Here is a 15,977-nt window from a genome sequence, read left to right as displayed (position 1 = left end):
AGATCATGCCGCCTGCGCCTGTTGCGTCAAGCGAACAAGATTGCCCAGCAGGGTTTTCGCAACCTGCACACGCTCAGCCACAGTCATCTCGTAGACCAGCGCCAGTTTGTGATCAGGCCGCAATTTGAGGCCCTGTCCTTGGCCCTGAACACTGGCAAGCCAGGCGATCAGACCGGCCGGATTGGCAAAATGATTGCCCCGGAACTGTACCACCATGCCTTTCGGCCCGGCCTCCAGCTTCTCCACCCCGGCCAGACGGCACTGCCGTTTGAGCGACACCACCTGAAGCAGGTTTTCGACCTCCTCCGGCATCGGGCCGAACCGGTCCACCAGTTCTGCCGCCATGGCTTCGGTCTCCGCATCCGATGCGAGCGCACCGATGCGACGATACAGGCCAAGGCGCACCGGCAAATCGCGTACATAGGTCTCCGGGATCAGCACAGGCAGGCCCAGACCGATATTCGGCGTCCAGTCGCGCGCCGACCCTCGATGGCTGGCATGGCGCATATCGGCCACCGCATCTTCCAGCATTTGCTGATAAAGCTCGATCCCGACCTCACGGATATGGCCGGACTGTTCGTCACCCAGAAGATTACCCGCACCGCGAATATCCAGATCGTGGCTGGCAAGAGTAAAGCCCGCCCCCAGCGTATCCAGCGTCTGCATGACTTCCAGCCGCTTTTCCGCCGCCACCGACAGACGATGCGCCTGTGGCCAGGTCAGGTAGGCATAGCCGCGCTGCTTACCGCGCCCTACCCGTCCACGCAGCTGATAAAGCTGTCCCAGACCGAACATATCGGCACGATGAATGATGATCGTGTTCACCGCAGGCATATCCAGCCCGCTTTCAACAATATTCGTCGCCAGCAGAATATCATGCTTGCCGTCACCGAATTCGGTCATCACCCGCTCAAGCTCGGTGGGGGCCAACTGACCATGCGCGGTGATCAGCTTCGCCTCCGGCACGATCTCTGCCAGACGTTCCGCCATACGACCCAGATCTTCCAGACGCGGGCAGACACAGAAAACCTGACCACCCCGGAAACGCTCGCGCTGGATCGCCTCCCTGACCACCACGCTGTCGAATGGCATGATGAAAGTGCGCACCGCCAGACGATCAACGGGCGGTGTCGCAATCAGGCTCATCTCCCGCACCCCGGACAGGCTGAGCTGAAGCGTGCGCGGGATCGGCGTTGCCGTCAGCGTCAGCACATGCACATCGGCCCGCAACGCCTTCAGCTTCTCCTTGTGGGAGACCCCGAAATGCTGCTCCTCATCCACGATCACCAGACCGAGATCGGCAAACTGCACCGTCTTGGCCAGCAGCGCATGCGTGCCAACCACAATATTCACCGAGCCATCCGCCAGCCCCGCCCGCACCCGGCTGGCTTCCTTGGCCGTGACCATGCGGGAGAGCTGTGCAACCGTCACCGGCAGTCCTTCGAACCGTTTGGCGAAAGTCCGGTAATGCTGCCGCGCCAACAGGGTGGTCGGCACCACCACCGCCACCTGTGCGCCCGTCATCGCCGCCACGAAAGCCGCCCGCAAGGCGACCTCGGTCTTGCCGAACCCGACATCGCCGCAGATCAGGCGATCCATCGGACGACCAGAGGCCATATCCTCCAGTACATCGGCAATGGCACGCGCCTGATCCTCCGTCTCTGCAAAGGGAAAACGGGCGCAGAATTCGTCCCACGCGCCTTCCTGCGGGGTCAACATCGGTGCTTCGCGCACCTTGCGCTCCGCGGCGATCCGGATCAGCTCTCCAGCCATATCGCGGATACGCTGCTTCATCTTCGCCTTGCGGCTCTGCCAGCTGACGCCGCCGAGCTTGTCCAGCGCCACACCCGCCGTTTCCGCACCGAAGCGGGACAGCATCTCGATATTCTCGACCGGCAGGAACAGCTTGTCGTTGCCGTCATACAGCAGGCGCAGACAGTCATGCGGCGCACCACTGACCGTCAGCGTCACCAGCCCGTCATAGCGACCAATGCCGTGATCCTGATGCACCACCAGATCACCCTCGGCGATTTCGGTGGCCTCGGCGATAAACTGGTCGGCTCTTTTGCGCTTGCGCGGGGGACGGGCGATACGCTCACCCAACAGATCCTGTTCGCTGACCACACCAATTTTCTCGGCCAGAAATCCGCGTTCCAGCCCCAGCACCACCATCGCCGCCGTATCGAAGGGCAGGTTGCGCGCGCCCTCGAACGTTCCGGCGGTCTCTGCCTTCATGCCGTTCTCACGCAGCAGATGCATCAGCCTCTCGCGGGAGCCGCGCGACCATGCGGCAACAATCAGTCTCCGGCCATCTTTCGCCCATTGCTGGGATGCATCCCGCAATTGCTGAAAGGAATTGCCGCCTTCGGTCGCGGCTGTTTTCGCGAAGAGCGCACCGGGGCGGCCACCACCATCCACGCCCTGTGCTCCATCCGGCCGGTCGAACACGGAAAAAATCACCGGCTGACGCGGATTGATCGCCGCATCCCACTCGTCACGGGTCAGATACAACCGCTCCGGTGACAAGGCCCGATAGGGTGTTTCACCCTCCCGCACCGGGGCATGACGTGCATGAAAATGATCCTCGATCATCTCAAGACGGGATTGCAGAACATCCTCGCCCTGATGGTCCAGACTCACCACCGCGCCGGGCACATAGTCCAGCAGGGTTTCCATGCTTTCGTGAAACAGCGGCGCCCAATGCTCCATACCGGCATGACGCCGCCCGTCGGAAATACTCAGATAGATCGGGTCCTGCGCCGCGTCCTGACCAAACACCTCCCGCCATGCAGTGCGAAAACGGGTGATACTGTCCTTGTCGAGCGGAATTTCACTGACCGGGCGCAACACCAGCCGCTCCACTGCCTCACCGCTACGCTGGGTAGTAGGGTCGAAGTGGCGGATGCTTTCAATCTGGTCACCAAACAGGTCGAGCCTGATCGGCTCCCCCTCACCGGAGGGGAAAATATCGATGATCCCGCCCCGCAGCGCATATTCCCCTGCCTCCATGACCGTGCCGGCGCGCACATAGCCGTGCTGATCCAAAAACCGCGCCATCTCATCCGGGTCAGCCAGATCGCCCACCCCAAGATCAAGCCCTGTGCCATGAAACTGGGCCTGTGGCGGCACCCGCTGCACCAGCGCATTGAATGTCGTCAGCACGATTCGTGGAGAATCAGGCGTCTCCGCCAACCGCGCCAGCGTGGCAACACGTTCGCTGACCAGCTCCGGATTAGGGGAAACACGATCGTACGGCAGACAATCCCAAGCGGGGAAAGTCAGCACCTCGACCTTTGGCGCAAAAAACCGCAGCGCCTCGGCCAGACGCGCCACACGGGCATCATCCCGCGCCACATGCACGATAGTCCCCCCCGTCTCCTGACGGCGACGATTGATCAGAACCGCATCCCAACCCTCGGGAGCACCGTAAACTGTCAGCATCGCGGGTCTCCGTTCAACGTCCGGCGGCGTCCTTCATCGCACGGAGCAAAGAGGTGTCATGATCCAGCGGGATCGGCCTGCGCCCGGTCAGCCAGTCCGCGAGGTCAGGATCGGGCAGATCCATAATTGCCTCCAGCGCATCCAGCTCGGCTTCAGAAAACTGTTCCAGACGGGCCGCAACATAGCCGCCAATCAGAATGTCGTTCTCATGCGTGCCACGATGCGTGGCACGAAACAGCAAACGACGGCGTCGAGATTCCAGAGCGGGATCAGGAACAGGGGAAAGATCGGAAAGGGGGGTTTCATGGACCATCAGGCCGGTTCATATAACCGCATGGGCCGTTTTGTCAGCCCGCCATATCCACGATCCGGTCATGATCTGCGATTCAGTGTAAAATACCGGTTCACATCAGGGAGATCACGCACCGGTGGAGAGCGATCCTTTTTCCACCTTGTTCGCTCCGTTGACCTCCCTACCCGGCATTGGTCCGACTCTTGCCCCACTGCTGGAGAAAGCCTGCGGCGGTCCACGCGTGCTGGATCTTCTGTTTCACTTACCGGATGGGTTCACCCGTCGTACCGCCATCAGTGCTTTGCGGGAAGCTCAGCCCGGCATAGTGGTTACGATCGCGCTGGACGTCATGGCGCATCATGCTCCGGCTACCAGACGCCAGCCATGGCGTGTGAAAGTCATGGACCGGGAGGGATGCGAGGCAGATATCGTGTTCTTCAGCCGCGCCCGGTTGGATCGGTTGCCGATCGGTACCCAGGTCGCAGTTTCTGGCAAGACCGACAGGTTTGGTGAAAAAATCACCTTTCCCCATCCTGACCATATCGTCCCTATCACCCAGATGGACACCATTCCAGCTATCGAGCCGGTCTGGCCGCTTACTGCCGGACTGTTTCCGGGCCAGATACGGCGTACGCTGAAAGAAGCACTCGGCTGCCTGCCCGATTTTCCGGAATGGATTGATCCGCATCTGCTGGCGAAAAAATCCTGGCCCTGTTTCGGTGCCGCGCTGCATGCACTGCATCAGCCGGAGCAGATACCGGATCAGTCCCCGCATGACCGTCTGGCCTATGACGAATTGCTTGCCCATCAGCTGGCCATGGCATGGATGAAACGCCGCGAGCGACAGCGCCCGGGCCGGTCTCTCTCCGGCGACAATACCTTGCGGGAAGAAGCTCTCATCCGGTTCGGCAAGCCGATGACCGGCTCCCAGCTTCAGGCCCTGTCGGAAATTGACGGCGATATGACGGCCCCAAGGCGCATGTTGCGGCTGTTGCAGGGCGATGTCGGCGCCGGCAAAACGCTGGTAGCGCTGATGGCGATGCTGCGTGCAGTGGAGGCGGGTACACAGGCAGCCATGATGGCGCCCACGGAATTACTGGCGCAACAGCATTACCGCACCCTGTCGAAACTTTCCCCCGTGCAGGTCGGATTGCTCACCGGCTCGGTCAAAGGGGTGGCAAGACGTAATCTGCTGCTGGGCATCCAGGCCGGGCGCATCAAGATCATCGTCGGCACCCATGCGCTGTTTCAGGACAGTGTGCATTATCGGGATCTCGGCCTCGCCGTGATTGACGAGCAGCATCGCTTCGGGGTCGAGCAACGCGGCATGCTGGGCAGCAAAGGCAGCCGGACCGATGTGCTGGTGATGACCGCCACCCCGATCCCCCGCACCTTGCTGCTGACACAATGGGGCGAGATGGATGTCAGCCGCCTGACTGAAAAACCGGCCGGACGCCAACCCATCCGCACCACCCTGCACCCTCTGAGCAAACTGGACGCCGTCATTGATGGTATCGGTCGGGCACTGGACAAGGGCGACCGTGTCTACTGGGTCTGTCCACTGGTCAGCGAGAGTGCCGTCAGCGACCTGGCAGCGGCAGAGGAGCGTTTTGCCGCGCTGCGTGCCCGGTTCGGCGATAAGGTCGGGCTGGCGCATGGCCAACAGGACAGCGCCGAGCGCGAATCTGCCCTTGCCGAGTTCGCCGCGGGCCGCACCAGCCTGCTGGTGGCAACGACTGTGGTGGAAGTCGGCGTGGACGTACCGGAAGCCAGCATCATGGTGGTAGAGCATGCCGAGCGGTTCGGACTGGCGCAGCTGCATCAGCTGCGCGGGCGGGTCGGCCGTGGTGCCGCGGCCAGTTTCTGCCTGCTGTTGCACGAAGACGGCATGAACGAAACCGCGCGCCGTCGTCTGACATTACTGCGGGATACGGAAGATGGCTTCCTGATCGCCGATGAGGATTTCCGGCTGCGGGGAGGTGGCGATCTGCTCGGGAAGCGACAATCGGGCCTGCCCTCCTGGCGGCTGGCGGATACGGACCGCCATGCAGGGCTGTTGCGCATCGCCAGCCGGGATGCGGCCTATCTGCTGGATCAGGACCCCGGCCTGACCGGCCCTCGTGGACTGGCGGCACGCTCGCTGCTGCGTCTGTTCGGCCGGGGAGACGCCCTGCGCAATCTAGATGCCGGTTGAGCCGTTCTTCTCACGGCCCATCTAAAACAGGAAGGCAGACTATGAGCAGACTGAGACATTATCCCCGGGACAGGGGGATCAGCACCGCCCTGTTTGTTTCCATTCCGGCTTTTCTGGCAGGCATCCTTCTGTCCTTACCGTGCCCGGCCCAGACAGCCACTCCCTCATCTGTCCAAAGTTCGTCTCCCCAGACTGCGGCACAAACCACTGTGCAACAGGGTAGCCCGACCACTGAAACAGCCAGCCGTCCTGCAACCAGTGCCGTGAATCGCGCCACGGACGATACCGCTGCACGCCCGGCAGAAGGCAGCGCCGTGATGACGAATACAAACCCGGCTGCCTATCCCGCGGCTATGAATAATGGCGGCAGCACGGCAAACAACCAGCCTGCCATGCTCCCCTCTTCCTCAGCCGCATTGGCCGGAAGCAATTCCTCGGCCTCAATTGGTCCGGGGAAAAACAATGCCACTACCGGTTGCAGATCACAGAGCAACGGACTTGGCCCCGTCACCTTTGGAGCAGGTATAGAAGACTGTGAAAGCGCCCCTTAGTCGGATGGTGTATTCCGCCCCCGCAACAGGCGCAGTGCCAAACTCGATGCGCCCGCCGATACATCGGCCCAGGTAACCTCGAAATCTTTCAGGTCGCCATAATACGGGTCGGCAACTGACTGTCCCTCCCGTCCAGGCACTTCATCCAAAAGCAGGCTGAGGGAAGCTAAGCAGTCCTTCGGGCGCAAACGGCGTAAGGCCGCCAGATTGTCGCGGTCCAATGCGATGATATGCGTGAAACGATTAAAATCTTCCGCACTGATCTGTCTCGCCCGATAGTCTGAAATATCCACTCCATGGCGCCACGCTATGGTCTGCGCACGGGGATCAGGGGGGTCTCCCGCGTGCCAACCTCCCGTCCCGGCAGAATCAATATCTACCGTCAGGCCGGTATGCTTCACCTCCCTCCGAAAAGCAGCCTCTGCCAATGGAGAACGGCATATATTACCCAGACAGACAAACAGAACTGCGCCAGAAGACTGTTTCATGATCCAGTCTCCTCATCAGGGGTGCTCGAATCTGATCTCGACACGACGGCTTTCCTGATTGTTCCATTCCGGCTGGGTCTGTCCATGACCTCGCGCTGTGATCCGGGCCTGCGGAATACCGGCCTTGATCAGATCCTTGCGAATGGTGTCGGCACGCTCTTCCGACAAATCATGATTATCCTTGGCCGAGCCGACAGGGTCCGTATAACCGACCACAATGATATTCTGATCGGGATGATCCTTGGCGTAGGTCACCGCCACTTTCAAAATCGGCAGGCTGTCCGCTTTCGGTTGAGATGCATCCGGGGCAAAGAATATGAAGTAATTCTGCGCCGGATGATGGAAACAGGCTGTCAGCAACAATAATATCGCCACGCTCAGAATGCCCGCTATTCGCCGACTGAAATTCATGAACCGGCCCGCCCTGTCGAAGCCGTTCCTATCAATCAGCGTCATCGTCTGAATCCTGTCCTGATGTTGTCGCCCTGGTCAGGCTGATCCGGGTTACAACATCCTGTCCCGGATTTCGTTTCACTGTCGTTTTACAAGCGATGAATCAATCGCCTCCTGCAACCGGGCCAGATCGAATTTTTCAATCTCATGGAGCAGGCTGACGAACTGGCTGGCCAGATGCTCGGCCAGAATATGTCCCTTCTCTGCACTGGCCGCTCTGGCATCCCCGCATGCTCCGCCGGGATTCAGATCCTGCGCCGTCCAAGCATAGGGAATCCGTCCTGTCGCCGAAAGATGCTGATGAGAATCATCGCGATGCGCCGGCACGAAATCATCGATCCGTGACAGGCGCAATTGATCGGGCCGCAGATGCATCATCAGAGATGTTTCCAGCGCCCCCCCATGAATGCCCGTCGACCGTTCCAGCGGCGAGAATAGACCGTCCGGCACCCCGAGCTTGGTCCAGCCACACACCGTGACGAACATGCCGAAACGGATACGAAGCTCCCGCGCCACGATATCGAGAATCTGCGGCTGCCCGCCATGGGAATTCAGAAGCACCAGACGCCTGAATCCGGCACGCGCCACACTGCCCCCCAGATCACGCAATACAGCCAACAGCGTATCTGCAGAGAGGGTCAGCGTACCCGGAAAAGCAATATGCTCTTCACTCCATCCCACGGCCTGCATCGGCAGTGCCAACACCTGCATGTCGTCAGGCACGCGATCGAGAGCAAGCTTCAGAAGCCCCTCATTGATGGCTGCATCGACCCAGAGGGGCAGATGCGGCCCGTGCTGTTCCACCGCCGCAACAGGCAGAACAGCAATGGCGCCCTCCTTATCGAGGGCGGCAATCTCGGGCCAGCTCATATCCTGCCAGTAACGGAGGGGTTTATCGGCGGTCATGCTTGTTTCCCCTCCCGTTAGATGATCATACGCTCTGGCTTCAGCCAGCCTTACCGAGCACATCGAATTGCTTCAACCGGCGGAGGGTTTCCTCCATCTGGTCAAGCGGGATCATATTCGGACCATCGCTCGGTGCCCGATCCGGATCGGGATGACATTCGATGAACACTGAGGCAACCCCGACGGCCAGAGCTGCCCGCGCCAGAATCGGGGCGAAGGTACGGTCTCCGCCCGATGCCGTGCCCTGACCACCCGGCTGCTGTACCGAATGTGTGGCATCGAACACCACCGGATAGCCTGTCTGCGCCATGATCGGCAGCGCCCGGAAATCCGTGACCAGCGTGTTATAGCCGAAACTGGCGCCACGCTCCGTCAACAGCAGATTGTGATTGCCGGTCGAAGCAATTTTCGCAGCCACATTCCGCATGTCCCAAGGGGCCAGAAACTGCCCTTTCTTGACATTGATCGTGCGACCGGTTTCTCCGGCTGCCAGAAGCAGATCGGTCTGACGACACAGAAAAGCCGGGATTTGCAGAATATCAACGGCTTCTGCGGCCGTTTTGCACTGCCCGATATCGTGAATATCGGTCAGCACCGGAATGTCGAAGCGTTCCCTGATCCCGGCCAGAATATCAAGGCCGCGCTCCATCCCGACCCCACGTGCGCCACCGACACTGGTGCGGTTAGCCTTGTCATAGCTAGCCTTGAACACCAGCGGGATGTCCAGCCGCGCACAGATCGCACGCAGTTCCGCCGCCACGCCTTCCGCATGCGCGCGACTTTCAATCTGGCATGGCCCCGCGATCAGGACGAAGGGAAGATCATTGCCGAAGCGCACATTGCCGACTGTGACAATCCGCGCCTGCCCACTCTCGCCACGATCAGACAAGACGCGCCTGCCGGACCGCAGCGGCCACGAAACCGGAGAATAACGGGTGCGGATCGAATGGCTTTGATTTCAGCTCCGGATGATACTGCACGCCAACGAACCATGGATGATCGGCATATTCGACGATCTCCGGCAGCACCCCATCCGGAGAGAGGCCGGAGAAGCGCAGGCCGACGGCTTCCAGCTGCTCCCGGTAATGGATGTTCACCTCATAGCGATGGCGATGACGCTCCTGTACCACCGGCACGCCGCCATAGGTTTCACGGGCCAGCGATCCCTCGATCAGCGCCGCCGGATAGGAACCCAGCCGCATCGTGCCACCCAGATCACCGGATGCCGAACGGCGTTCCAGGTCATTCCCCCGCGCCCATTCGGTCATCAGGCCGACAATCGGCACCTCACACGGGCCGAATTCGGTGGAGGACGCATCCGGCAGCCCGGCCAGATTCCGTGCCGCCTCGATCACCGCCATCTGCATGCCGAAACAGATTCCCAGGAAGGGAACCTTGTGTTCACGGGCAAAGCGCACTGCCTCGATCTTGCCTTCTGCTCCACGCTCACCGAAGCCGCCCGGCACCAGAATACCGTGCACCCCTTCCAGGCGCTGCACGGAGTCCGGCTGCTCGAAAATCTGGCTGTCCACCCAGTCGATCTCGACCTTCACACGATTGGCGATACCGCCATGGACCAGCGCCTCCGCCAGGCTCTTATAGCTGTCGAGCAGGGTGATGTATTTACCGACGATCGCAATCTTCACCACGCCATCAGGCGCGCGCACCACATCGGCAATCTGACGCCAGCGGGTCAGATCCGGCTCTCCCTCAATCGGGAGATTGAAGTGCCGCAGAACCTCCCGGTCCATGCCTTCCTCGTGATAGCGGATCGGCACGGAGTAGATGGTATCGACATCCAATGCCGAGACGACCGCTTCCTGACGCACATTGCAGAAATTGGCGATCTTGCGACGCTCGTTTTCCGGGATCAGGCGGTCACAGCGGCACAGAAGCATGTTCGGCTGGATACCGACATTCTGAAGCTCCTTCACCGAATGCTGGGTCGGCTTCGTCTTCAGCTCACCCGCGGAAGGAATGTAGGGCACCAGCGTCAGATGCACGAACATGGTGCGTGACGGGCCAAGCTCGTTGCCGAGCTGACGGATCGCCTCAAGGAAAGGCAGGCTTTCGATGTCGCCGACCGTTCCACCGATTTCGATCAGGGCGAAATCGAGGTCCGGGTTCAGATCACGTGTCACCGCATCCTTGATCGCGTCGGTGATATGCGGGATCACCTGCACCGTGGCGCCCAGATAATCACCGCGCCGCTCCCGCGCGATCACATCGGAATAGATACGCCCGGTGGTCGCATTATCGGATTTGCGGGCATGCACACCGGTAAAACGCTCGTAATGGCCGAGATCAAGGTCGGTTTCCGCCCCGTCATCGGTCACGAACACTTCACCATGCTGATACGGGCTCATCGTGCCCGGATCGACATTGAGATAAGGATCGAGCTTCCGCAGACGGACGGAATACCCACGCGCCTGCAACAGCGCACCGAGGGCCGCCGAGGCGATTCCTTTCCCAAGGGAAGAAACCACGCCGCCGGTGATGAATACAAACCGCGTCATGAGATCTCAATCTTCTGTGGCAAAGGAACAGGACAAACACTGTGCGTGACGAGACGCGCCCATCATCAATTCGCCGGCACCTGTGGTGCCGAGGGAGCCTTGGGAGCAGCCGTCTTTGCATCCGGCGCGGCAGACTGGCTGCCGGCTGCGGGATGCGCAGGCGGGGCAGCAGGCAAGGAAGGCAGCGTGCTGGAAGGTGCAGCAGGCGTGCCCTGACCGAACAGTACGGAATGGCCGACACCCGCCGTACCGCGATTGAGCAGCGCAAGCGCCAAAGAAAGCAGCATGAACAGCGTCGCCAGAATCGCCGTGGTGCGCGTCAGCAGATTGGCGGTGCCGCGGCCGCTCATGAACGATCCCATTCCCTGGGAGCCGCCAATACCCAGACCGCCCCCTTCGCTGCGCTGGATCAGAACCACGCCGATCAGCGCCAGAGTCACGAACAGGTGGATTATCAGCAGCACGGTATTCATAAGCAGCCTTTCGCGGCCGGGGGCCGGTTATTCCAGATGATCGTTCCAACCATATAGCACGGTCAGAGCCGAGGATCGTCTTTCAAAGCCATCATGCCGACATGACAAAGGCCCTGTGACCTAAAAGGGGTGACCGCAGCAGGTAACCGGCGCGGTTTCTACAGATATGCCCGGACTCTGCAAAGCATTCCGTTACGCAAAATGCAGGCACCCCCTATGCCGGGATGCTCGCCCCATCCTTGCAAGCCGGCTTCTGGTCAGACAGAAGCCTCGGCAATGGCCAGAAAATCCTGTTCCGACAGGCTCGCGCCCCCAACCAGCGCACCACCAACCTCCGGCACGCGCAGCAGGCTGGCCGCATTCTCCGGCTTGACCGAGCCGCCATATAAAATCCGGATGCTCCGCCCGGCTTCTCCGAACTGGCGGACCAGTTCCTCGCGGATGAAGGCATGCATCATGGCCACATCCTCTACCGTTGCTGTGCGCCCGGTACCGATGGCCCAAACCGGCTCGTAGGCGATAACGCCTTTCGAGTCCGCTGCAAACCCGTCCGGCAGGCTGCCCTTGATCTGCCAGCCAACAATCTCCGTTTCCCGGCCGGAGGCGCGCTCATCCTCCGTTTCACCGACGCAGACAATCGGGGTCAGACCGAACTGGCGGGCTGCGAGTACTTTCTCACGCACCGTTTCGCTCAATTCACCATGATCGCGGCGGCGCTCCGAATGACCCAGAATCACCCAGCGCGCACCTGCCTCGACCAGCATTTCCGCAGACAGATCGCCCGTATGCGCGCCGGAACGGGCCATATGACAATCCTGCGCCCCGACCTCAATCCCGCTACCGGCCAGAATCGATGCAGCCTGTGCAATCAGTGTCGCGGGTGGGCAGATCAGCATGTCGCAATTCTGGAGCACATGAGGGGCCGCATTCCGCAGAGCCTGTAACAACGACTCCGATGTACTGCGCAGCCCGTTCATTTTCCAGTTTCCGGCAATCAGCTGGCGCATGGCGTATCGGGATCCTTCCGAAATCTAACAACCGTCTTTCTGCGGCATGGACGGTCTCTCAGTAAGGGGGTTCCCGGCAAGACGCAAAATGCAACCCGGCTTTATCAGCACCAGCGAGACCATTTCCCTGACGGTCAAGCCGCATTATGGTGCCGGCCCTCATACGCTCCATGGATACCTGCCCCATGCTCGCTGTCTTCCGAAACTCTCTCAATGCGTGGCCTGTGCGCCTGTTGTTCGGGCTGCTGGTGCTGGCCTTCGTGGGATGGGGATTCTCCGATGTCTGGACCCAGGCCACCGGGGGAGGCGCGCTTGCAACCGTCAATGGAAGCCGGATCGAACCGCAGGCTTTTCAGGCCACCTATCAGAGAGAGCTGAATCGCGTGCGCCAGCAGATGGGCGCGGGACGGCAGGATGTGCCGCCCGACATCCGCAAAATGGTGGCCCAGCAGGCTTTGCAGCAGATGGTGACGGAGACAGTGCTGGATGACCTGACCAGAAAAATGGGGCTGACCACACCGGATGCCGATATCCGGCAGGCGACCTACGCTATTCCTGCCTTTAAAAACGATCAGGGCCAGTTTGATCAGGCACGCTTTCAGGCTGTGCTGAACAGTGTGGGGCTGACGGAAGACAGCTATGTCGCCTATTTGCGGCACACCATCACAGAACGTCAGCTGCTGGACGCAATCCGCGCCGGAGCCAGCGCCCCAAAAATTCTGGTGGCTCCGCTCTTCGCCTGGCAGAAGGAGCAGCGCAGCGGGGACATGATCGAAGTCCCGGTCTCCGCAGCACCTGCCCCGCCCCAGCCGACTGACAAGCAGCTGGAGCGTTACTGGGCCAACCATCCCGCACGCTATACCGCCCCGGAATATCGCCGGATCAAGGCCATTGTCCTGACCCCGGAAACGGTCGCCAAAGCCATAGAGGTGCCGGAAAAAGACCTCCGCGCCTGGTACGACGCGAATGGCAGCCATTTCGACACACCGGAAAAGCGGGATGTCAGCATCGTTCTGATGCCGGATGAAGCCAAGGCCAAAGCGCTGGCCGCACAATGGAAAAGCGGTGCCGACTGGAAAAAAATCAGTGCTCTGGCCAACGCCGATGGCGGCAGCGCGGTGGAACTGACCGCCATTACAATGCAACAGCTGCCGCTCCCTGATCTCATGCCTCTGGCTTTCGAGACCACGAAAACCGATCAGATTGCCGGACCGGTTCACGATTCGCTCGGCTGGCATATCGTGCGTGTCGGCAAAATCCAGCCTGCCACCCATCGCAGCTTCGAGGATATGAAGGAGGAGATTAAGCAGATCCTCTCCACCCAGCGCGCCATGGAGCAGATCTATGACCGCTCCTCCCATCTGGACGAGGCGTTTGCGCAGGGATCGACGCTGGATGACAAGCTGCCGGACGCCGATGCGGTGGCCGCGATCTCTGGTCAACTGGACATGCAGGGCAATACCCGTGAAGGCGCCCCCGCCCCCATCCCCGGCTCTGACCAGTTGAAGCAGGCACTCATCACCGCCGCATTCTCTATGAAAAAAGGTGATGCGCCCCATCTGGTACCCGTGACACCGCAAAGCCAGCCGGGGGCACCCGCCGGACCAACCACCTATTTCGCCGTGCAGGTGGAGGACATTATTCCCGGCGCCCTGCGTCCCTACTCGGAGGTCAAAGCGGAAGTGACCGCGGACTGGATACAGGACAAACGCCGCCACAGTCAGGAAGAGGCCGCTACCCGCGCCATGCTTGCTCTGCAGGAAGGAAAGTCCGTGGCTGATGCCGTCACTCTCTCCGGGGGCACGCTGAAACAGATTCCCATGCTGACGCGTAAAGGCGAAACCGGCGATATCAGCGCCGATACCCGGCGCGCCTTGTTTGCCCTGAAACTCAATGACAGCACCATGGTGAACACGCCGGATGGCTTCGCGGTCATTCGCCTGACCCGTATTCTCAACCCGACAGAAAAGGACGACCCGGCTGCCTTCTCACAGGCGCAGGAACAGATCACGCAAGGGCTGGCCGAGGATCTGGAAAATACATTCCTCGCATCGCTGCGGTCCAAAGCCGATGCACGGGTCAACAACGCTCTGCTGCAACGGATTATGCAACAATGACGCCCCCGCCTTTTTTCCCGGATTTCGAAACCGTCCAGGCCGCCTATGATCGTGGTGAGGGCGTGCTGGTCTGGGCGCAGGCGGTGGCCGATCTGGAAACACCGGTCTCAGCCTATCTGAAGCTGGCCAACGGGGAGCCGAACTCCTTCCTGCTGGAAAGTGTCGAGGGAGGCGCCACGCGCGGGCGGTATTCCATTATCGGCCTGCGCCCCGATCTGCTGTGGCAGTGCCGGAATGGTCAGGCTGAAATCAACCGGACAGCCCTGATCGATGCTGATGCATTCACACCCGAACCGGACGCACCGCTGGACAGTCTGCGCCGCCTGATCGCCGAGACCAGGCTGGATATCCCGGATGGTCTACCCGCCATGGCAGCCGGGCTGGTCGGCTATCTCGGCTATGACATGGTGCGGCAGATGGAAGTGCTGCCCACCAAAAATCAGACCATGTTGGACGTGCCGGAAGCCATTCTGGGCCGCCCTTCCCTGATGGCGATTTTCGATACGGTCAAGGATGGCCTGACCCTCGCAGCGCCTCTCTTCCCGCGCTCCGATATCAGCGCCCAGGACGCTTATGAACGGGCCTGCGCAACAATCACGGCTGCCCTCACCCGTCTGGCGGGTCCTCTGCCTGCCTGTGCCATGGTGACAGGCGCGCCTCAGGATGGCGGCGGCACGATCGAGCCTTCCTCCAATATCAGCCGCGCGGATTTCGAGGCCGGTGTCGTGCGGGCGATCGACTACATCCGTGCTGGAGATGTGTTTCAGGTCGTACCGAGCCAGCGCTTCTCGGCCCCCTTCTCCCTGCCACCGCTCGCCCTGTATCGGGCCTTGCGAAGGATTAACCCGGCCCCGTTCCTGTATCATCTGGCTTTCGACGGCTTTGCCGTGGTCGGCAGCAGCCCGGAAATCATGGTCCGCCTGCGCGACGGGGAAGTCACGATCCGTCCCCTTGCCGGCACCAGACGGCGCGGCGCAACCCCGCAGGAAGATCAGGCGCTGGAGCAGGAGCTTCTTGCCGACCCCAAGGAACGGGCCGAGCATCTGATGCTGATCGATCTTGGCCGCAATGATGTGGGCCGCGTCTCCGAACTCGGCAGCGTACGAGTCACGGAGAGCTTCGTGATCGAGCGGTTCAGCCATGTGATGCACATTTCTTCCGAAGTGCGCGGCAGGCTGAAAGCGGGTCTGGATGCGGTCGATGCGCTCTGTGCCGGGTTCCCTGCCGGCACGCTGAGTGGGGCGCCGAAAGTCCGGGCGATGGAAATCATCGAGGAGCTGGAACCCGACCGGCGCGGGATATACGCTGGCTGCATCGGTTATTTCGCGGCTGATGGCACCATGGATACCTGCATCGGCCTGCGCACCGCGGTGGTAAAGGATGGCATGATGCATGTGCAGGCTGGCTGCGGGGTAGTGGCCGACAGCGATCCCGCTGCCGAATACGAGGAAACCCGGCAGAAAGCCCGCGCCCTGTTCCGTGCCGCGGAAGAAGCAATCCGCTTTGCCGCAGCAACCCAAGACGCACCGGAATAACCGC

General features: G+C 60.9%; 13 protein-coding genes. 4 read left to right on the top strand and 9 right to left on the bottom strand.

The genetic code is table 11. The annotated features are described in order from the left end of the window. Positions 1–3: 3 nt before the first annotated feature. Together mfd and GbCGDNIH6_RS04330 are read right to left on the bottom strand one after the other, a co-directional pair. The gene (mfd, locus tag GbCGDNIH6_RS04335; RefSeq protein WP_072562975.1) at positions 4–3,441 is read right to left on the bottom strand and encodes a transcription-repair coupling factor; all 3,438 of its coding nucleotides are present in this window, start codon (positions 3,439–3,441) and stop codon (positions 4–6) included. Positions 3,442–3,454: 13 nt separating this feature from the next. Beyond that, positions 3,455–3,754 (bottom strand): FAD assembly factor SdhE, encoded by a 300-nt coding sequence (locus tag GbCGDNIH6_RS04330; protein WP_072562974.1) that lies wholly within the window; start codon positions 3,752–3,754, stop codon positions 3,455–3,457. A 115-nt stretch (positions 3,755–3,869) separates the two neighbouring features. Here GbCGDNIH6_RS04330 and recG point away from each other — a divergent pair, with 115 nt between their 5' ends. Next, complete coding sequence (gene recG, locus GbCGDNIH6_RS04325; RefSeq protein ID WP_072562973.1) at positions 3,870–5,927, top strand: ATP-dependent DNA helicase RecG; 2,058 nt, start codon at positions 3,870–3,872, stop codon at positions 5,925–5,927. 41 nt (positions 5,928–5,968) lie between these two features. After that, the gene (locus GbCGDNIH6_RS04320) at positions 5,969–6,478 is read left to right on the top strand and encodes a hypothetical protein (RefSeq protein ID WP_072562972.1); all 510 of its coding nucleotides are present in this window, start codon (positions 5,969–5,971) and stop codon (positions 6,476–6,478) included. Here the strand turns inward: GbCGDNIH6_RS04320 and GbCGDNIH6_RS04315 are convergent. The 7 genes from GbCGDNIH6_RS04315 to tpiA all read right to left on the bottom strand — a co-directional run bounded on the left by GbCGDNIH6_RS04315 (position 6,475) and on the right by tpiA (position 12,321). Continuing rightward, positions 6,475–6,966, bottom strand: coding sequence for a low molecular weight protein-tyrosine-phosphatase (locus GbCGDNIH6_RS04315; RefSeq protein ID WP_072562971.1), 492 nt, complete (start codon positions 6,964–6,966; stop codon positions 6,475–6,477). The genes GbCGDNIH6_RS04320 and GbCGDNIH6_RS04315 overlap by 4 nt on opposite strands. Positions 6,967–6,981: 15 nt before the next feature. After that, positions 6,982–7,422: an OmpA family protein gene (locus tag GbCGDNIH6_RS04310; RefSeq protein WP_072562970.1), complete on the bottom strand. Its 441-nt coding sequence runs from the start codon at positions 7,420–7,422 to the stop codon at positions 6,982–6,984. A gap of 75 nt (positions 7,423–7,497) precedes the next feature. Next, complete coding sequence (locus tag GbCGDNIH6_RS04305; RefSeq protein WP_072562969.1) at positions 7,498–8,325, bottom strand: creatininase family protein; 828 nt, start codon at positions 8,323–8,325, stop codon at positions 7,498–7,500. 40 nt (positions 8,326–8,365) lie between these two features. Next, the gene (kdsA, locus tag GbCGDNIH6_RS04300) at positions 8,366–9,214 is read right to left on the bottom strand and encodes a 3-deoxy-8-phosphooctulonate synthase (RefSeq protein WP_072562968.1); all 849 of its coding nucleotides are present in this window, start codon (positions 9,212–9,214) and stop codon (positions 8,366–8,368) included. Then, complete coding sequence (locus tag GbCGDNIH6_RS04295; RefSeq protein ID WP_025286338.1) at positions 9,207–10,841, bottom strand: CTP synthase; 1,635 nt, start codon at positions 10,839–10,841, stop codon at positions 9,207–9,209. The genes kdsA and GbCGDNIH6_RS04295 overlap by 8 nt, the downstream gene beginning before the upstream one ends. Before the next feature lie 65 nt (positions 10,842–10,906). After that, positions 10,907–11,314 (bottom strand): preprotein translocase subunit SecG, encoded by a 408-nt coding sequence (secG, locus tag GbCGDNIH6_RS04290; RefSeq protein WP_072562967.1) that lies wholly within the window; start codon positions 11,312–11,314, stop codon positions 10,907–10,909. Positions 11,315–11,571: 257 nt separating this feature from the next. Next, a complete protein-coding gene (tpiA, locus tag GbCGDNIH6_RS04285) occupies positions 11,572–12,321 on the bottom strand; it encodes a triose-phosphate isomerase (protein ID WP_072562966.1) in 750 nt (249 codons plus the stop codon). 185 nt (positions 12,322–12,506) lie between these two features. Here tpiA and GbCGDNIH6_RS04280 point away from each other — a divergent pair, with 185 nt between their 5' ends. Both GbCGDNIH6_RS04280 and trpE read left to right on the top strand, forming a co-directional pair. Continuing rightward, on the top strand, positions 12,507–14,438 hold the full coding sequence (locus GbCGDNIH6_RS04280) for a SurA N-terminal domain-containing protein (RefSeq protein ID WP_198355807.1): 1,932 nt from the start codon (positions 12,507–12,509) through the stop codon (positions 14,436–14,438). Continuing rightward, a complete protein-coding gene (gene trpE, locus GbCGDNIH6_RS04275; RefSeq protein ID WP_072562964.1) occupies positions 14,435–15,973 on the top strand; it encodes an anthranilate synthase component I in 1,539 nt (512 codons plus the stop codon). Before GbCGDNIH6_RS04280 ends, trpE begins: the two co-directional genes overlap by 4 nt. The last annotated feature ends 4 nt before the right edge of the window (positions 15,974–15,977 follow it).

This window comes from Granulibacter bethesdensis (genome assembly GCF_001889525.1).
Taxonomy (GTDB): domain Bacteria; phylum Pseudomonadota; class Alphaproteobacteria; order Acetobacterales; family Acetobacteraceae; genus Granulibacter; species Granulibacter bethesdensis_C.
Note: the sequence above shows the minus strand (reverse complement) of the source record. Positions and strands in the feature narration are given on the sequence as shown.

Excerpts from the sequence above, each read along its gene's own strand:
- GbCGDNIH6_RS04310 (WP_072562970.1), bottom strand. The coding sequence starts at position 7,422 with ATGACGCTGATTGATAGGAACGGCTTCGACAGGGCGGGCCGGTTCATG.
- tpiA (WP_072562966.1), bottom strand. The coding sequence starts at position 12,321 with ATGCGCCAGCTGATTGCCGGAAACTGGAAAATGAACGGGCTGCGCAGT.
- trpE (WP_072562964.1), top strand. The coding sequence starts at position 14,435 with ATGACGCCCCCGCCTTTTTTCCCGGATTTCGAAACCGTCCAGGCCGCC.
- GbCGDNIH6_RS04280 (WP_198355807.1), top strand. The coding sequence starts at position 12,507 with ATGCTCGCTGTCTTCCGAAACTCTCTCAATGCGTGGCCTGTGCGCCTG.
- GbCGDNIH6_RS04295 (WP_025286338.1), bottom strand. The coding sequence starts at position 10,841 with ATGACGCGGTTTGTATTCATCACCGGCGGCGTGGTTTCTTCCCTTGGG.
- secG (WP_072562967.1), bottom strand. The coding sequence starts at position 11,314 with ATGAATACCGTGCTGCTGATAATCCACCTGTTCGTGACTCTGGCGCTG.
- GbCGDNIH6_RS04330 (WP_072562974.1), bottom strand. The coding sequence starts at position 3,754 with ATGGTCCATGAAACCCCCCTTTCCGATCTTTCCCCTGTTCCTGATCCC.
- mfd (WP_072562975.1), bottom strand. The coding sequence starts at position 3,441 with ATGCTGACAGTTTACGGTGCTCCCGAGGGTTGGGATGCGGTTCTGATC.
- GbCGDNIH6_RS04320 (WP_072562972.1), top strand. The coding sequence starts at position 5,969 with ATGAGCAGACTGAGACATTATCCCCGGGACAGGGGGATCAGCACCGCC.
- GbCGDNIH6_RS04315 (WP_072562971.1), bottom strand. The coding sequence starts at position 6,966 with ATGAAACAGTCTTCTGGCGCAGTTCTGTTTGTCTGTCTGGGTAATATA.
- GbCGDNIH6_RS04305 (WP_072562969.1), bottom strand. The coding sequence starts at position 8,325 with ATGACCGCCGATAAACCCCTCCGTTACTGGCAGGATATGAGCTGGCCC.